This is a genomic window from Marinomonas lutimaris (genome assembly GCF_019426345.1).
GTDB lineage: Bacteria > Pseudomonadota > Gammaproteobacteria > Pseudomonadales > Marinomonadaceae > Marinomonas > Marinomonas lutimaris.
Genome location: NZ_JAHLLW010000033.1, coordinates 1 through 18,311, shown reverse-complemented (window position 1 = coordinate 18,311; position 18,311 = coordinate 1). Strand labels below are relative to the sequence as shown.

15 protein-coding genes and 1 pseudogene are annotated in these 18,311 nt (G+C 42.3%); 10 read left to right on the top strand and 6 right to left on the bottom strand.

Features of this window, described 5'->3' with window-relative positions; all coding sequences use genetic code 11:
- The first annotated feature begins 201 nt into the window (after window positions 1–201).
- From KPL72_RS21310 to KPL72_RS21535, 6 genes and pseudogenes are all read left to right on the top strand, one after another.
- The gene (locus tag KPL72_RS21310) at window positions 202–1,737 is read left to right on the top strand and encodes a mannose-1-phosphate guanylyltransferase/mannose-6-phosphate isomerase (RefSeq protein WP_346729541.1); all 1,536 of its coding nucleotides are present in this window, start codon (window positions 202–204) and stop codon (window positions 1,735–1,737) included.
- A gap of 45 nt (window positions 1,738–1,782) precedes the next feature.
- Entirely contained in the window at window positions 1,783–3,261 is a 1,479-nt protein-coding gene (locus tag KPL72_RS20390) for a phosphomannomutase (RefSeq protein ID WP_219704270.1), read from the top strand.
- Entirely contained in the window at window positions 3,258–4,256 is a 999-nt protein-coding gene (locus KPL72_RS20385; protein ID WP_219704269.1) for an NAD-dependent epimerase, read from the top strand. Before KPL72_RS20390 ends, KPL72_RS20385 begins: the two co-directional genes overlap by 4 nt.
- Window positions 4,257–4,366: 110 nt before the next feature.
- Window positions 4,367–5,542 carry a nucleotide sugar dehydrogenase gene (locus tag KPL72_RS20380; protein ID WP_219704268.1) on the top strand — a complete coding sequence of 392 codons (1,176 nt, stop codon included), beginning with the start codon at window positions 4,367–4,369 and terminating at the stop codon, window positions 5,540–5,542.
- 38 nt (window positions 5,543–5,580) lie between these two features.
- Entirely contained in the window at window positions 5,581–5,784 is a 204-nt protein-coding gene (locus KPL72_RS21540) for a sugar phosphate nucleotidyltransferase (protein WP_430010750.1), read from the top strand.
- Between the two features lie 157 nt (window positions 5,785–5,941).
- Window positions 5,942–6,511 (top strand): annotated as a pseudogene (locus tag KPL72_RS21535) (cupin domain-containing protein); the annotation flags it as partial.
- A gap of 49 nt (window positions 6,512–6,560) precedes the next feature.
- On the opposite strand, the gene KPL72_RS20370 reads toward KPL72_RS21535, so the two are convergent.
- The 5 genes from KPL72_RS20370 to KPL72_RS20350 form a co-directional block, all read right to left on the bottom strand.
- Entirely contained in the window at window positions 6,561–7,880 is a 1,320-nt protein-coding gene (locus KPL72_RS20370) for an O-antigen ligase family protein (RefSeq protein WP_219704267.1), read from the bottom strand.
- A 212-nt stretch (window positions 7,881–8,092) separates the two neighbouring features.
- Window positions 8,093–8,836 carry a BamJ family beta-barrel-assembly machinery protein gene (gene bamJ, locus KPL72_RS20365; RefSeq protein WP_249422374.1) on the bottom strand — a complete coding sequence of 248 codons (744 nt, stop codon included), beginning with the start codon at window positions 8,834–8,836 and terminating at the stop codon, window positions 8,093–8,095.
- Between the two features lie 495 nt (window positions 8,837–9,331).
- The gene (locus KPL72_RS20360; protein ID WP_219704266.1) at window positions 9,332–10,678 is read right to left on the bottom strand and encodes a PIG-L deacetylase family protein; all 1,347 of its coding nucleotides are present in this window, start codon (window positions 10,676–10,678) and stop codon (window positions 9,332–9,334) included.
- Window positions 10,679–10,719: 41 nt separating this feature from the next.
- Window positions 10,720–11,901, bottom strand: a complete 1,182-nt coding sequence (locus KPL72_RS20355; protein WP_219704265.1) for a glycosyltransferase — start codon at window positions 11,899–11,901, stop codon at window positions 10,720–10,722.
- 142 nt (window positions 11,902–12,043) lie between these two features.
- Window positions 12,044–12,958: a LysO family transporter gene (locus KPL72_RS20350; RefSeq protein ID WP_219704264.1), complete on the bottom strand. Its 915-nt coding sequence runs from the start codon at window positions 12,956–12,958 to the stop codon at window positions 12,044–12,046.
- A gap of 242 nt (window positions 12,959–13,200) precedes the next feature.
- On the opposite strand from KPL72_RS20350, the gene KPL72_RS20345 reads away from it, so the two are divergent.
- The 4 genes from KPL72_RS20345 (at window position 13,201) to KPL72_RS20330 (ending at window position 17,623) form a co-directional block, all read left to right on the top strand.
- Window positions 13,201–14,571, top strand: coding sequence for an MATE family efflux transporter (locus KPL72_RS20345; protein WP_346729540.1), 1,371 nt, complete (start codon window positions 13,201–13,203; stop codon window positions 14,569–14,571).
- Window positions 14,572–14,621: 50 nt separating this feature from the next.
- A complete protein-coding gene (gene galE / locus KPL72_RS20340) occupies window positions 14,622–15,641 on the top strand; it encodes a UDP-glucose 4-epimerase GalE (protein ID WP_219704263.1) in 1,020 nt (339 codons plus the stop codon).
- 129 nt (window positions 15,642–15,770) lie between these two features.
- Window positions 15,771–16,922, top strand: coding sequence for an amidohydrolase (locus KPL72_RS20335; protein ID WP_219704262.1), 1,152 nt, complete (start codon window positions 15,771–15,773; stop codon window positions 16,920–16,922).
- Between the two features lie 89 nt (window positions 16,923–17,011).
- On the top strand, window positions 17,012–17,623 hold the full coding sequence (locus tag KPL72_RS20330) for a LysE family translocator (protein WP_219704261.1): 612 nt from the start codon (window positions 17,012–17,014) through the stop codon (window positions 17,621–17,623).
- Between the two features lie 163 nt (window positions 17,624–17,786).
- Here KPL72_RS20330 and KPL72_RS20325 read toward each other — a convergent pair whose 3' ends face one another.
- Window positions 17,787–18,131: a cupin domain-containing protein gene (locus KPL72_RS20325; RefSeq protein ID WP_219704260.1), complete on the bottom strand. Its 345-nt coding sequence runs from the start codon at window positions 18,129–18,131 to the stop codon at window positions 17,787–17,789.
- Window positions 18,132–18,311: the final 180 nt, after the last annotated feature.

Below are 18,311 nucleotides of genomic sequence, written 5' to 3'. Positions count from 1 at the left end.
GCCTACGGGTGGTTGGGTAATGGTCGTGGTTTGGTGTAATTCATCCTTTATCGCCGGATAACGCCTCGTGCCTCGGCTCATCCGGCCTACGGGTGGTTGGGTGTGATTTAGTGTTTGTCCTTTATTTCTGCATTTTTATATTTCTTGTCTCCTGCTTTTGCTAGAATGGCGTGATTGTTTTGCTGTTGGCGAAGGTTTGTTGTGAAAATTGTTCCTGTTATTTTATCGGGTGGTGTTGGCAGTCGTCTTTGGCCGTTATCACGCGAGTTTTTCGCCAAGCAATGTTTGCCTCTGGTTGATAGGGAATACAGTCTTCTGCAACAAACTTTGTTGCGTACTTTGTCTTTAGATGTGGCCGATCCTATTGTTGTCTGCAATGAAGATCACCGCTTTTTGATCGCGCAACAGTTGCAATCTATCGGCGTTAAAAAATCTAGCATCGTGTTAGAGCCTAAAGGCCGTAACACGGCGCCTGCCATCGCTTTGGCTGCGCTGGAAGCATTGCGAAGCCAATCTGGCGATGCTCTTATGTTGGTCTTGCCTGCCGATCATGTCATCCGTGATATTGCCGCCTTTGAAGCAACGATTCAGCAAGCGGTTGAATTGGCTAAGCAAGATGCTTTAGTGACCTTCGGTGTGCAGCCTACTCGTCCAGAAACGGGTTATGGTTATATTCGCTCAGGTGATAATTTCTCTGTAGTTGAATTTGTTGAAAAGCCTAACCTTGCAAAAGCTCAGGCTTATTTGGATTCCGGTGAATATTTATGGAATAGCGGAATGTTCTTGTTCCGTGCTAAGGCTTTCTTGGATGAGTTATCGGCTTATCGTGATGATATTTTTCAGGCGGTAAATCTTGCCTATCAGCAGCGTACGGAAGATTTAGACTTTGTGCGTATTGATGCTGAGTTGTTTTCACAATGTCCTGCAGAGTCGATTGATTTTGCGGTGATGGAGTTGACCAAGAAAGCAAAAGTGGTGCCTTATGCGGGGGATTGGAGTGACATTGGTGCTTGGGATGCCTTGTACGATTACGCGGATAAAGACGCAGACGACAACGTGTTGCTTGGCGATGTAATGGCTGAAGGTTCTACTAATTGCCTTGTCCGTTCTGAGTCGCGTTTAGTTGCTNATTGGAGTGACATTGGTGCTTGGGATGCCTTGTACGATTACGCGGATAAAGACGCAGACGACAACGTGTTGCTTGGCGATGTAATGGCTGAAGGTTCTACTAATTGCCTTGTCCGTTCTGAGTCGCGTTTAGTTGCTGCGGTTGGTGTGAGCGACCTTGTTATTGTTGAAACAGCGGATGCGGTGTTGGTGATGGACAAAAACAACGCCCAAGATGTGAAGAAGATTGTTAAACGCATCAAAGCCGAAGGTCGTGAAGAGCATATGTATCACACCACGGTGCATCGCCCTTGGGGAACGTATCAAACAGTGGATCTTGGTGGTCGCCATCAGGTGAAACGTATCATGGTTAAACCAGGCGAAAAGTTAAGCGTGCAAATGCATCACCACCGTGCAGAGCATTGGGTGGTCGTGTCTGGCACAGCGAAGGTTCAAAACGGTGATCGTGAAATTCTGCTCACGGAAAACGAATCGACTTACATTCCGGTGGGTGTTGTTCATGCGTTAGAGAATCCAGGCAAAATTCCTTTAGAACTAGTAGAAGTGCAGTCTGGTAGCTATTTAGGTGAAGACGATATTGTACGTTTTAGTGATCGCTATGGCCGTTAAAATAATAGCCGTTAAGAAAATGGTCGTTAAGCAAGGATTGATAAAATGAGTTCTAGTGTTGTACAGGTAAAACAACTTAGCGACGAATTGGGCGTTGCCTTTGGTACCAGCGGTGTACGTGGTTTGGTTAAGGATTTAACGCCGACGCTTTGTTTTGCTTTTGTTCGTTCCTTCCTGCAAACAGTTTGTCCTTCTGCATCTAGCGTAGCTATTGGTATGGACCTACGTCCGAGTAGCTCTGATATTGCTAAAGCTTGTTTGCTGGCCGCTGAATCATTTGGCGCAAAAGTCGAGTTTTGTGGTGCTTTGCCAACGCCTGCTTTGGCGTTTTATGCCATGCAAAATAACATACCGGCTGTGATGATCACGGGCAGTCATATTCCTTTTGATCGCAACGGTATTAAGTTTTATCGTCCAGATGGCGAGATTAGCAAAGCTGACGAAGCCTCTATTATGGAGGGTATCGTGGTGGTACCTGAAGCTCTTTCTGAGCAAGTCGCTCAGTTGGCGTTGCCTGTCGTTGATCATTCTGCTGTTGAGCTTTTCAAACAGCGTTATACCTCGCTTTTTCCGTCGAACATTCTGCAAGGCAAACGTGTTGGTGTATATGAACACTCCAGTGTGGCGCGTGATGTGATTAAAGAATTATTAGCGCATTTTGGTGCTGACGTTATTTCGTTAGAACGTACTGAGACTTTTGTGCCTATCGATACCGAGGCGGTATCGGAAGAAGATGTACAGAAAGGCTTGAACTGGTCTAAAGAATATAAGCTGGATGCCATTATATCCACAGACGGTGATGGCGATCGTCCGCTTATCGCTAATGAAAAAGGTGAGTGGTTACGCGGTGATATTTTAGGCGTGCTTTGTGCTGATTATTTACAAGCAACCCATGTGGCGGCGCCTATCAACGTGAATACAGTTCTTGAGTTGAGAGGTACATTGCAAAGCCCTGAACGGATCTCGCTAAGAACTAGAATTGGCTCGCCTTATGTTATCGCGGGTATGGAAGATCTGCTGCAACACTCACCAGATTCCAGAGTCGTTGGTTATGAAGCCAATGGTGGTTTTTTGGTTGGTGCGGATTTCACTGTTAATAAACAGATTTTACACTCTCTACCCACTCGTGATTCTGTATTACCTGCTTTAATTGTACTAGCAATGTCGTTTGAACAAGATCGCCCAATTAGCCAATTAACGGCTAACTATCCAGGCCGTTATACCGCCAGTGATCGAATTAAAGACATTCCAACAGATGTCAGTAGACAGCTTATAGCCGATATAAAAACGAGCAAGGCTAAACAAACTGAGCTTTTATCGGCAATAGCACAAGACGGTGAAGTGCTAGAGGTTGTTTCAATTGATGAAACGGATGGGCTTCGTATGACGCTCAATAGAGGAGATATTGTTCACTTACGACCTTCTGGAAATGCACCAGAATTGAGGTGTTATGTTGAGAGTGGAAACGTGAATGAAATATCTTCAAAAGTAGCCCGTATTTTGTTTAGAGTGAGCAAAATATGAAGTTTCTTGTAACTGGAGCCGCTGGTTTTATTGGTATGCATGTTTGCAGGCGTTTGCTAGAGGCAGGTCATGATGTGGTCGGTCTCTACAATTTAAACGCTTATTACCTACCTGCGCTTAAACAATACCGTTTGGAGCAGCTTTTACCGTACGCGAATTTTCGATTTGTTAAAACGGATCTTGCGGATCGTGAAGGTATCGCGCAGTTATTTGCAAAAGAACAATTTCAGCGAGTTATCCATTTAGCTGCTCAAGCTGGCGTACGTTATTCTATCGAAGCGCCATTTGATTATGTAGAAAGCAATCTTGTTGGCATGATGACCATTTTAGAAGGTTGTCGCCAGAATAAAGTTGAACATCTTGTGTATGCCTCTTCAAGTTTTGTTTATGGCATAAATGCCAAGGTTCCATTCAGTGAATCCGATACGGTCGATCATCCCGTCTCACTGTATGCCGCTACGAAAAAAGCCAACGAGCTGATGGCGCATTCTTATTCGCACCTATATAGTATTCCAACGACAGGGTTACGTTTCTTCACCGTGTATGGTCCAGGTGGTCGACCAGATATGGCACCTTGGTTGTTTACGGAAGCCATTTTGAACGACAAACCGATTAAGGTGTTCAATCACGGCAAAATGATGCGAGACTTCACTTATATAGACGACATTGTCGAAGGCGTGATACGCATTCAAAATGTCATTCCTGCCATTGAAAAGAAAGAGCAGAGCGCCGCGCCATATGCCACCTACAATATAGGTAACAATCAACCTATCCAGCTGGCAGAATTTATAGAAGCAGTCGAAACCGCCTGTGGTAAAACCGCCGAGAAAATCTACATGGACATGCAACCGGGTGATGTACCAAAAAACTACGCAGATACAGCCCAACTAGAAGCCGCCGTAGGCTATAAACCTTCAACCTCGATTCAAGAAGGTATGGCCAGATTTGTAGAGTGGTATAAAGATTTTCAAGAAGAGCTGAAAAGCAACACGTAGGCCGGATGAATCGAGGAACGAAGATGTAATCCGGCGTTGAATGATAAACCAGCGATGAACGCTAAGACGTCGTCATCCGGCAAATGACTTTATATATTATGGAAAACACAATGAAAAAATACAAAATCGCGATTGCCGGAACCGGCTATGTTGGCCTATCTAATGCCATGTTGCTGGCACAACACAATGATGTCATTGCTGTGGATATCGTTCCTGAAAAGGTGGCGATGTTAAACAACAAACAGTCGCCTATTGTGGATATGGAAATTGAAGACTTCTTGGCAAATAAAACGCTTAACTTTACTGCCACGCTAGACAAACAAGCGGCCTACAAAGACGCCGAGTTCGTCATTATTGCTACGCCAACCGACTACGATCCAAGCACCAACTACTTCAATACCAAGTCGGTTGAAAGCGTTATCCAAGACGTACTTGCCATTAATCCAAATGCGGTTATGGTGATTAAATCCACCGTGCCAGTAGGTTACACCAAGAGTGTGAATGAGAAATTCAATACCTCGAATATCTTTTTTTCGCCTGAATTCTTACGGGAAGGGAAAGCCCTTCATGACAACTTATATCCATCTCGAATCATTGTTGGTGAGCGCTCACCAAGAGCAGAAGTCTTTGCAGGCTTGCTTAAGCAAGGTGCGTTAAAAGACGATATCGACATACTTTTTACTGACAGCACAGAAGCTGAAGCGGTTAAGTTATTTTCCAATACCTATTTGGCCCTTCGTGTTGCCTATTTCAACGAGCTAGATACTTACTGTGAATCTCACGGCCTAGACACTAAGCAAATCATCGATGGTGTTTCATTAGACCCTCGCATTGGTAATCACTACAACAATCCAAGCTTTGGTTACGGCGGTTACTGCCTGCCAAAAGACACTAAGCAACTATTGGCCAACTATCAAGACGTGCCAAACAACCTTATTCGTGCGATTGTTGATTCAAATACCACTCGAAAAGATTTTATTGCTGAGAGTATTCTGAAGCGTAACCCTAAAGTTGTTGGTATCTATCGACTTGTCATGAAAACAGGTAGCGACAACTTTCGAGCATCGGCTATTCAAGGCATCATGAAGCGCATAAAAGCGAAAGGCATCGAAGTCGTTATTTATGAGCCAGCTTTAGAAGAGGATGCGTTCTTTCACTCGAAAGTGATGAAAGACTTAGAAGAGTTCAAAGCTGTTTCAGATGTCATTATAGCGAACCGCATGACAGGTGATCTGGACGACGTGGTTGCTAAAGTGTATACCCGTGATTTGTTTGGGAATGATTAGTTCTTATTTGACTCTATTTTGAAATGAAAGGATCTGTTTTGAAAATTATTCCCGTTATTTTATCTGGTGGTGTAGGCAGTCGTCTTTGGCCTTTGTCACGTGAGCATTTTCCTGAGCAATGCTTACCGCTAACGGATAAAGAGTATAGCCTTCTACAGCAAACCATGCTTTGCACTTTATCTTTAGAAGTAGCGGATCCTATTGTTGTTTGTAACGAAGATCATCGTTTTTTGATTGCGTAACAGTTGTAGTCAATCGGTGTTAAAAAATCCAGTATCCTTCTCGATCCTATAAGGTCGTAATACCGCGCCAGATGCATTACGAAGCCAATCCGATGATGCGCTGATGTTGGTGTTAACCTGCGTATATGTGATTCGTGATATTGCTGCTTTGGATGCTTATGCAGATAAAGACGCTGACAGCAATGTGCTATTAGGCGATGTGATGGCTGAAGGCTCGAGTAATTGCCTTGTCCGTTCAGAGTCGCGTTTAGTTGCCGCGGTTGGTGTGAGCGACCTTGTTATTGTTGAAACAGCGGATGCGGTTTTGGTAATGGACAAAAACAATGCTCAAGATGTGAAGAAGATTGTTAAACGCATCAAAGCCGAAGGTCGTGAAGAGCACATGTATCACACCACGGTGCATCGCCCTTGGGGAACTTACCAGATAGTCGATATTGGTGAACGTCATCAAGTGAAACGTATTCTGGTAAAACCAGGAGAGAAGTTAAGCGTGCAAATGCACCATCACCGTGCCGAGCATTGGGTTGTTGTGTCTGGTACAGCGAAGGTTCAAAATGGTGAACAAGAAATATTGCTTATTGAAAATGAGTCCACCTATATTCCGGTCGGTGTTGTTCATGCACTGGAAAATCCCGGAAAAATCCCATTAGAACTGGTAGAAATCCAGTCGGGCAGTTATTTGGGTGAAGACGATATTGTACGCTTTAGTGATCGATATGGGCGCTAGTAACAAACACTAGAGTAGATCAATTAATCTACTCTAGTGTTTGAATTTTTCATTTTCGTATTAATTTTGGGCGCCATATTTTTGCAATTATCCCAGCCATAAATACGTTAAAATAAAACACTCCAGTCCAAAAGTTTTGGTAAGATTCAAAACAGTTCATTACACCCCAAAAACATAAAATAGCTACGAATAAATAACCAATTTCTTTTTCGACTGTGCCTGATTTTATTTCTTTAAATAGCATTTTTCCTATTACTACCCAGATAGAAAAGTAAAAAATCAACCCCACAATGCCGTAATTTACTAGTAATTCAAGATAGGAATTATGTAAGTGTCCAAAGTCTGCTTTTATCCGGTCTGGGAGTGATTCAGAATGCGACATGACTAATGCGTTTCCGTTGCTTCCCCAGCCAAAAATAGGCTTTTCTTTAATATAATCGCTAGCAGCCATCCACGAGTGTAAGCGAATACCAAAGCTTGAATAAGGTACTTCATCGAAGTTTAGTGAAGTAACGGCAGTAATTGCCTCCTTTTCTACCATAACTCTATTGACAATTTTTTCATTGTTTAGAAGTAAACTGCTTAGTGCAATTAAGCCGATAATAGAAATACTAACTACAAAAAACTGTTGTTTTTTTGAGGATTTTTTAAGTTGCTTAATGACTAAGTACGTTGAAATTATTACTAAAGTAATAATAAGAGCAAGCCAAGCTTGGCGTGATTCATTTGTATATATTACTAATAAACAATAGCTAATTAAGAAAATTATAGGGATTATAGATAGCTTATATTGTTGATAGAGTGGTTTCGCAAAGCAGCATAAACCAATTAGTACGGAACCAAAATATAGCGCTGTATGTTGAGCGTTGCGAATACCGAAATCGATCCGTGAACCATTTATACCTCGAATTATCTCATCTAACCCATCCCCAGTCACCCAAGGAGAAACAAGGATTCCCAGTGCCGCACTGCCCCAAACTAACCAAATAGCGTTTTGTCGTTGAGCGACCCACCATGCTAGTGGAATAAAGACGAACCAGCGGGTTATTTTGTCTAGTGTTGGATGATCTTCCGCCCATTCAGGGGTAACGTATTGAGATAGTCCCCAAGAAATAAGTTGGAATAGGATGGCTATCCATACAAAGCGAAACAGTATATGACTGTTAACTAGTTTGCCGTATTTAAATAATGCCCAGAAGCCAGTCAGTGTTGCTATGGCGGAGGCTGCACTTGCTATTTCAGGGAAGCCGGTTCTAGTAAAAGCATAAAGTGTTATCGAGATGATACCTAAGATGATTAGCCAGGTTGGCTGTTCTGCAAGTGTACGACGTTTGAATGCACTGGCTAAACTGGTAGAAACTGATGTCATTTGAGGCTCATATTTTTGTTTCATGCGGAGAAGTTCAATATAAAAATGTAATTTTTGTGTAAGTATACAAAGAGTTATAGGTGTGGGTATATAAGATATTCAATTTAGTCGCCTTTTTTTTGAGAAGGGGCTATTGATGACACTAAAAAGCGGAAATAAAAATGGCCGTCACGATGACGACCATTTTACATATTCACTAAAAGACAGTTAACTTACTTAGCGGCTTTTGGTTCTTCTGCCTTTGGCGTTTCTGCTTTTTGAATACTGTGCAATTCAACAACAAACTTCAATGCAGCATTTGGTGGGATAGGACCCGTGCCGCCAGGACCGTATGCTAGGTCTGCTGGAATGTATAGCTCGTATTTAGAGCCAACAGGCATAAGTTGCAGACCTTCTGTCCAACCAGGGATAACACCATTTAATGGGAAGGTAATGGCTTCACCGCGTTTGTATGAGCTATCGAATACGGTGCCATCTGTTAGGCTGCCTTCGTAATCAACTTCAACGGTATCTGTGGCTTTTGGCTTTTCGCCATTGCCTGCTGTAATGACTTTATAAAGCAAACCAGACTCTGTTTTTTTCACACCATCTTCGGCTGCTTTCTCTTTTAGCCAAGCTGCAGAAGCGGTTTTTGCCTCTTCAGCTGCTTTTTCTTCTTCAAGCTGAGCTTTTGCCATTTGTTCTTGCTGGTAGTCTTGGATGGTTTTAGTCACTTCATCCATAGACATTTTGCCTTCTTTGCCCGCAAATGAATCCTGGAAGCCTGCCATAAAAGTTTTCATATCTAGATCTGAAAAGTCTTGTGACATGCGTGAACCAAACATGGTGCCAATGCTGTAACCAAGGCGTTGTTCTTTAGTGTCTAGTTTAATTGCGCTGTCGGTAGCGTGCGCAAAGGAAACGGATGACATGACCAGCGCCGCAATAAGAGTTTTTTTCATAGCTATTTTTTTCATAAGGAAAGGTGTTCCATTGTTTGTTGATTTATCACTTTGTGATGTAAAGCATTAAGACGGAGTTCGATTCGTATTTTTTGACCAGCATTTCATGGGGCGAAAACAAAGCAGGAACAATGGTATACGCCTTGTGCTTTGCAAAATCAGATCCGTCGTTTCTGTTTAACATGAATGTTCTAACATAAGGTAGGCTGTTTATGCCAGTTTATATGCTTTCACGTTACCAAAGCGACCCCTTCACCTGCACACTTTGTTTGAGTTCCAAAAGATAGAACGGTTCCACAAAGCACAAGACGTAGTAAGAGATTAATCTGCTGTTCTTTATCTATACAATCGCTTTTACAAAAGCATGACGGTGTTTGCTAAAGCAAGTTTGTTTGTTTGGCTCTGTTTACAATTTATTGACGTTTCTGTGTTAAAGCTTGGGCTCAGGTATTTTGTCGATTCGTGCTTTAGTGCGACAAAATACCTATGATTCATGTAATCGTTATAAAACTAGTGCTTTTTGTCTTGTTCTATTGAGTGAATCAATGACTGACTAAAGATCTGCCCATCCACAAAAGTGAAGACCTCATTGGCTTTAATATGCGTTAAGAAATAGTTGTGGTAACCGTAATATTTATAATGGCTTTTTAGTATTTTGCTATGCCACCATTTTTTAAATATTTTCTGAATTCTTGGTTTGCTGCGTAGGTCATGCATTGAGTCAAAAGATACAACTTTGTCTTTTTGTGTATTGATGTCGAGTTGGTAGCTATAACAAGAATAATGGCCAAATATCGATTTAGTGTCATACCATGGTGCTAGCGCCGTTCTAGCGTGCTCTAGGCCGTAAGGGAAGTTCTTTATTTTACGCAAATGGTTTACGTACATCAGAACTCTATTCGGCACATGGCTGCTTTTGTCGATGGCTAAGGCTAAGGCATAAGCTGACATAATATGTTCTGGATGAGGGTCTATCTCTGGTTCTGTTACTAGTACAGTTGAAGGCTTAATTTGCTCTAGTAGGCTAGTTAGATCTTCGATTAGTAATTCTCCACAGCTAATATTCTGTTCATCATTAGGAAGTTTTAGCGTATTAAATGTTCGACTTATTTGTGGTGTTAGCGCAGGAAAAGCTTTATCGCTTTGTGGCTCTTTTGGTGTTTGATAAAGCGATTCTTTGGTTAGATTGAAATAACCAAGGGAAGACAATCGATCAAGCTTAACGCCGGCAAGAAGCGGGGTTGTCATGCTATTCCAAGCTCTGATTTGTGCTTTTCGCTGCGTCGCGTCGCTTATGTTTTCATCTAACCCAGAAATATACTGCCTATCTAAAGACTGGAGGTTTTGGCCTGCATTGATGGTTGTAATCCAAACTTGATCCGCAAAGTTGCTGTATAAGCCATATGCAGCGAGTTCAGCATCATCGGCATGTGGCGCAATGATGAGAATGGGCCCATCAGCGAGGTTGGGTTTTTTAAAGCCTAAAAGTTTTGCTTCAGTAGGAGCTTTGCAATGTTCGAAAGCCAATTGTAATTGGTGCAATGTTTTGTCTTTAGCCAATAGGCCACTTAGATTAAGGTGGCGAGCGCCTTGTTGATTCGCTTCAAAAAATTGTGAATGACCAACTGTATTTTGATCTTCATTTTTAAAAAAAACGGAAATACAGCCTTGCTTTTTTTTATGAGTAGATTGATAAGAAAACGATAGTAACCAAGTGAATTCATCCTGTGTTAACTCTGCGAATCCTGCTTCATCTGCCAGAGTCAAATTAGATCTATTACTTGTGTTCTGCTTTTTTAAAAGTACGTCACTTTGCCAATCTGGTTGTAACGCATACTGGTAATCAAGTTTTTTCATAAAATAATTCTTGTAAAGTAAGGTAGTCGTTTAACCTAAATTTATTGGGCTGTTAAGTAGGTGTCGCAATATTGTTGCACGATATGTTTTTCGTCAAACTGCGCGAGCGATTGTGCAACGTCTGGGCCTAAAAGAACGGAGTCTCCTTGTTTCAAAGTGAGGACGATTTTCTCGGCAAGAGACTCAGGGTTTTGTTCTGCTAAATAGTCACTTAACTGCCCGCGCATGATATCACTAACACCACCAGGGCAATTTGTTGCAACGACAGGTGTTCCACAAGCCAAGGCCTCAATGAGTACCATTCCCAGTCCTTCACTTTTGGAGCTTAAAACAAAGAGGTCTGCACGCTGATACCAAGGAAATGGATTGCTTTGTTTACCTTTTAGAAAGATACAATCTTCTAATCCTAGTTTTTTGATCTTATTTTCGATCGCAGCTTTTTCTCGACCTTCCCCGACGATAACTAGGTCATGTGTTACGCCGAAGTTGTTACGTGCGTAATGATAGGCGTCAATTAATAATGGAAAGTTTTTACCTCCTACAAGACGGCCTAAACCTAAAATATAGGGGCTTGTATGGTAATCAATATTGGCTTCTAGAACCGATGCCTTTTCTCTAATTTCTCCATAATTATTTGGATTACTTATGATTGAAATACTTTGACATGAAATAGCGAAGTTGTGAATTAGATCCATAAAAGAGAGATGTGCTTCTTTAGATATGCATACCACATGTCGGTTGGAAAATAGCCATGAAAACATCTGCTTAGATTTAGAACCATACACCGACTGGTTAAGCATACTTTCACAAACGAAGACAAAACGAGGATCTTTGAGTGGCCAAATATGAGAAAAAGTGCCTTGCCCGCGGAAAATAATAAGATCAAATCGGCCAGCTTCTTTCTCTAATTTTTTGAGTTTATAAGAAAAAGCCATGGCTTCCGCATAGGCAAAAAACATGACGAACGATTTACGAAAAATGATGTTTAATAATTTAGATATTATTAACCAAATAAAACCGATGCCGCTTAGCATCACCATTTTTTGTAGGGCAAACAAATGTATTTTGACATTAGGGTTGCTGGGGGAGACTTCAATTTTGCGATTTTTAAGATAAATAAGGTGAGTATTATGGCCTTGTTTCGCAAAGGCGTCGGATAAATTGCAGGCAACTCTCTCCATGCCTCCAATTTTTAAACAATTAACAACAACCGCAACCTTCATTGAATCTCCTAAAAAATAATGTAAGACAACCTTTTAAAATCGTCGTCTTGTTATTTCTATTATTGAAAGCTAATACTAAACAACTCAGCATTCAAAAAATATAGTACATAAATTAACGAACCCACTAAATGCTCAATAAAGGCTATTTAATCCCCATAAATAACGGAATAAGAATAGGCACAAGAATACTCATGATAAAACCACTGGCGATGCAAACAGGGATGATTTGCGCGCCGTGAAATTTCCCTAGCATGGGTAAAGTAAAATCCATTGCCGTCGCACCAGAATAACCCACCGACATGTGGCTATTTAGTCGTGCCAAGAACGGAATCAACATGAGGGCTAATATCTCACGTCCAAGATCAAGCAAGAAGGCGGTGGTGCCCAGTACTGGATCACCTAAGCCTGTGATAAGAATGCCAGATAAACTGTACCAGCCGAAGCCTGATACGACGGCAAGTCCTTGGTTCCAATTTAACCCTAAAATTAGGCTCCCAATCCAACCGGCTAATAATGTGGTGAAAATAGTCACTAGGGCGATAATGACGCCTTGTGAGTTTAAAAACAGCTTACGCAGACGATGATTGCCTTGGCGAAGCTGACAACCAATTAAAAACAGCAAAACATACAGCAAGCCCGTTACCAGTTCGTCGACGCCCGTTAGCCAGTCTTTGGCAAATATGCCGACGACAACCCCGCCTATTACCCAAGCGATGGTTTTCGCTGCATCCATCAATGCATGGGACTTGCTATCAGAGGGACCTTGGGCGAGGTTATCAGCATGAGTACCACCAAAACGTAGGCCACTAAGATATAAGCCACCTAGGCTCAATACGCTGATCAGTACAAAGAAAATAATCGCTTGATAACCAGCAATGAATAGCTTTTCGGCCAAATTATCTAACGCCCCAAGGCTAAAGCCGATTAAGCCTAGAATAAGATAAACAAGCTGTTCTAGCCCTTTTGCCACACGCGCAGGCGTGAATACCTTGATATTGACCCAGTAGCCAAAGAGTAGGGCGATTAATAATGGGCCAAGTGTGGTGATAATGGTCATGTGAAATGGTCTTCCTAGACGTGTCTAATAAATGCAGGAGCGGCATTTTCTCGGTATTGGAATGTGAATACAAGCTTGTTTTTTGTAGGTCGTGCTTTAGCGCGTCAAGGTTTTGGTCTGGTGCGATTCGGCTTTGACGGCCTGAAGGCCGACCTACAGGTGATTTGGTGCAATGTTTGGTGATCAATGGTAAATTGCTCGGCTGTTTTTTGGTGTTTTCTATGGATAGTCGGCGGTGATGTGTGGTTAAGCGTTTCCCAGTGTTAAAAGAAGTGCTTCATTTGTTATTTCCTATGGTTTTGACGATGACATTGGAGCTGTCGATCAGTGTGGTCGATACTATTATGCTAGGGCATTATAGTGCGTTGCATTTGGCTGCGGTTGGTTTAGCGTCGAGTTTATGGCTACCGGTTGGTTGTTTCTTGATTGGTGTGACATTCGGTCTTACGCCTTTGGTTACGCGTCATTTGCATGGCCGACAACCTAAACTGGTTAACCTTTACATGTCGCAAGCGGTTGGCTTGTCTGTTGGACTAGGTTTATTAGCAAGCTTGGTGGCTATTTTCTTACTGCCATATTTCGCTGGATTGATGGCAACGGAAGAGGAAACAAGACAAGTCTCGGTTTCGTATTTGTATATCTTCGCGCCAGCGCTTCCTATGTTGGCATTGATGACCTCCTATAAAAATTTGTTTGAAGCCGCTGGCCGCCCAGGCTTTCCTTTGTTTGTTGCCAGCTTCGGCTTAGTGCTAAACATATTGTTTAACTACGTGCTGATTTTCGGTAATTTGGGCTTTCCTGAAATGGGTGCCAAAGGTGCGGCATTGGCGTCTGCGTTATCTCTGTATTTAGCAGTAACTATGTTTTTTGTTTACGACCGTTTTATCAATAAAACCCCTTTATTTACTCGCTTAGTATGGCGTTACACACGTAAGTTTTCGATTTTGTTGAATGTTGGTGCGCCTGCGGGCTTTGCCTTTGCTTTTGAAGTGGGCTTATTTTCCTCTATGACCTGGTTGATTTCGTCTTTTGGGGATTTGGCATTGGGCAGTGGGCAGATTGTCATGTCTTACACCTCTTTCTTGTTTACACCCATGATGGCGATGAGTGCGGTGACGGCGATTGTTGTCGCGAAAGCCATGTCCAAAGAAGGCGTTGATGGTGTTAGAAAGCGCATCCGTGTGATCGTGTTGTTGGGTCTTTCTTACGTGAGTATCTGTTTTATTATTACTCAGGTTTTCCATAACCAGATTCCGTATATCTATAGTAATAACGCAGAAGTCGTCGCCTTGGCAGCAAGTATCTTATTGATCTCTTCTTGTTATCAATTCCCTGACATGCTGCAAACCGTATTTACCGGTGCCTTACGAGGATTCCGTGATACGCGTTCAACCATGATCGCTTTTGCCGCGTCTTTGTTTGGTTTGAGTATTCCGTTTGGCTTTTGGCTATCTCATTATAGCCCTTGGGCTGAAGCCTTATCATTGCGAGGGTTTTACATCGGTTTAGGTTCGGGGTTAACCTTATTAGCGACGATTCTTATCGTACGCTTCCAAGTCGTGTTACGTCGCTATGAAGGCAAGCGCATTGCTTCTCCCAGGGAAGTGGCCTAATTTGGTTGTACTGTGTTAAATAAGGATAGATCTTTTACAGTGAGAGAAGTATGAAAACGATTTTAGTAACAGGTGGAACGGGGGTTATCGGCAGTCATACCTGCGTGGAATTATTAAACCAAGGTTATGATGTCGTTGTTGTCGATAATTTGTGTAATTCCAATCCTGAAGTATTGAATCGGGTTGAGCAAATTACAGGCAAAGCAGTGACCTTTTATGAAGTCGATTTACTTGACGCCACTGTCCTGAATACCGTTTTTCAAAAACATTCTATTGATGCTGTGATTCATTTCGCTGGTCTAAAAGCGGTTGGTGAGTCGACTAAAATTCCTTTATCTTATTACCACAACAATTTAACTGGCACTTTGATTTTGTTAGACATCATGGCGCAGCATGGTGTGTTCGATTTAGTGTTTAGTTCTTCTGCCACCGTTTATGGCGATAATAACCCCATTCCTTATGTGGAACATTTCCCGCTAAGTTCTACAAGTCCATACGGTCGAACGAAAGTGATGATTGAGCAGTTCCTACAAGATGCTTTTGTGGCCGATCCTCGATGGAATGTGTCTTTGCTGCGCTATTTTAATCCAGTTGGTGCTCATCCAAGTGGCTTGATTGGCGAAGATCCAAATGGAATCCCTAATAATTTGATGCCTTTTATTACCCAGGTTGCTGTGGGTAAACGTGAAAAGCTAAGCGTGTTTGGTGGTGATTACCCAACTCATGATGGTACAGGCGTAAGGGATTATATTCATGTGGTGGATTTGGCTTTAGGCCATATTAAAGCGCTTGAAAAATTGGTGAGCCAACAAGTAAAAAGCATAGAAGCTTACAACCTAGGTGCTGGCAAAGGTTTTAGTGTGTTAGATGTAGTTCATGCGTTTGAGAAAGCATCCAATCAGAAAATACCTTATGAAATTATGCCAAGACGCGCAGGCGACATCGCAGAATTTTATGCAGACCCACAAAAAGCGACCGACGCACTGGGCTGGCAAGTGCAGCTCTCGTTAGAAACCATGTGCCGTGATGCTTGGAATTGGCAAAGCAATAATCCTCATGGTTATCGTTAATCCTTTTAACTCATGATCTGATATAGCAGTGTTTTTTTATGTTTTTAGCTGAGATGTTCAGCGGATAAACTGCCATGTATCAATGCTGATCTATCAATATTTATTTGCCCATTTTGAAAAGGTACAAGCATGCAATCTTTTGATGAGTTAATCGCGTTACGTAAAACCCTTCATCAGAACCCAGAGCTGTCTAATCAAGAGCAAGCGACGGCGGCTCGAATTCTCGAAGAGTTTCAAGCTTTCTCTGCGGATGAAGTTATTACTGGCCTTGGCGGAACGGGTCTGGCGTTTGTGTTCAACGGTACCGAAAGTGGCCCAACGACTTTGATTCGTAGCGAGTTAGATGCTTTGCCAATTGAGGAGACGAATAGCTTTGCCCATCGCTCGCAGGTGAAAGGTGTTTCTCATAAATGCGGTCATGATGGCCACATGAGTATTGTGACGGCATTGGGTGCAGAATTGGCGAAACATCGCCCTCAGAAGGGGCGAGTAGTGTTGTGTTTTCAGCCAGCGGAAGAAACCGGTATGGGGGCAATTCAAGTTGTAAAAGATGCGCGCTTTGCGGCTCTCATTCCTGATTATGCTTTTGCATTGCATAATTATCCTGGCTTAGAACTAGGTAAAGTGGCGGTACGAGCGGGTACGTTTAATTGTGCTTCTAGGGGGATGATTATCCACTTAAAAGGCAGAACTTCTCATGCTGCGCATCCTGAAAATGGCATAAGCCCTGCCAATGCGATGTGCAAAATCATCCAAGAACTCAACTCGCTGCCAGCCAAAATTCCACAACAAGCAGGCTCTGGACGAAACTGGGTCACGGTTATTCATGCCAAATTAGGTGAAATTGCTTTTGGTACCGCACCGGGTGACGCCGTGGTCATGGTGACCTTGCGCAGTGAAACTAATGAAGGTATGCAAACTCTGATAGAAGAAGCTGAGCGCTTTTCTCGTGCTGTGGCAAAGAGTGAAAACCTGAGTATTACGTTTGAATACGATGATGTATTTCAAGCCAGTGTGAACTCTCAACAAGGTTGTGATTTGGTAATTTGTGCGTGTGATAATACTCGAACACCTTTTGTATTATTAGATGAGCCAATGCGTTGGTCTGAGGACTTCGGGCAGTTCACTGCGACATCTAAAGAGGGCGCCATGTTTGCCTTAGGCGCTGGGCAAGCCAGCCCGCAATTGCATAATCCTGATTACGATTTTCCCGATAGCCTGATTCCCGTTGGTCGAGATTTATTCTTGGATATTATTCGTCAATTAAATGGGTTCGTTTAGTCGTTTAAATAAGGGAATGTTATCTAAGTCGTAGCTCAAACTATCTGAAAGAATTAGCATAGTGTTTTAAGGCAAAGTCAGGAGCAAACATGGATAATTATTTATTGTACGTTGGTGTCGCGATTGCAACCATTTGTTTGCCTGGACCTGCGGTTGTCTTAACGATTAATAATGCAATTCAGAAAGGGCTGTTAAAAACCTTTGCTGGCATATTTGGTGTAGCCTTGGCTATTTTGCTGGTGGCGACGATTTCCGCGACCAGCTTAGGTATCATTTTAGCCAGCTCAGCCATGGCATTCAGTCTGATAAAAATCGTTGGTGCCGTGTATTTGGTGTATCTTGGTATTAAAATGTGGCGTAGCAAATCACCTAGTAATATTAAAACGAACGCTCACGAAAGCTCGCTGTTGAAGTGCTTTATGGAAGGTTTTTTCGTATCTATTACGAACCCTAAAGCGGTTGTTTTCTTTATGTCTATTTTTCCTCAGTTTATCGATTTAAAACAAGAATATACTCCTCAGTTTGTTTTACTTGCTCTGACGTTTAGTGCTTTGGTCGTGGTCATTCACACGATTTACGCAGTGTCAGCATCACTGACTAAATCTAAAATTGCGTCACAAAAAGGCAGTGCTTTGCTAAATAAAATCAGCGGTGGCATTTTTGTTGGCTTCGGTGTTGGGCTTGCGGCTTCGAGTAGATAGCGCTCTTTTAAAGATGGCTCTTTGCCTTGATTTTGGTGTTGCAAATAGTAATGCTTTTTATGAAAGGGGCTGGCTGAAGGTTTGAATGAATTTGTTTTGTATTTGATGTCTGAGGGTAAAGTCTTGTGAGCCGAGCTGTATGCTCTGCTCACAAGCTGAATACTTAAGCGAATACGAAGTATTTACGAACCGTTTCAACCACTTCCCAAGTACCTTTCATGCCTGGCTCGATAACGAATACATCGCCTGCTTTTAGATGCTTTGCTTCTTCGCCTTCTGGAGTGATAATGCAGTAACCTTCTAAGAAATGGCAAAATTCCCATTTGTCATAGTTCACTTCAAATTTGCCCGGTGTACAAATCCAAGTTCCCATTATCTTACTGCCATCTTTCGAAAGGTAAGCGTTTAAGTTCACAGTATGTGGATCGCCACTAATACGAGTCCATTTTGTTGCGTTTACCACAGGTGTTGGGCAGGTTTCACGCATAACGGTGATAAAGTCAGACATAGTAGCTCCAAATTGTATATTGAGTTAAAGGAGAGCATTGTATGGTGGCGACTATGTTGGGAGTTGTCTGTTTACGTCATAAATCTCTTTGAAAAAGCTAAAAAGGAATATCTGCATGATATTCGCTGTGCGGCCTAAATTAACTCATTACACGTAGCATAAATTTATCAAATCAAAGGT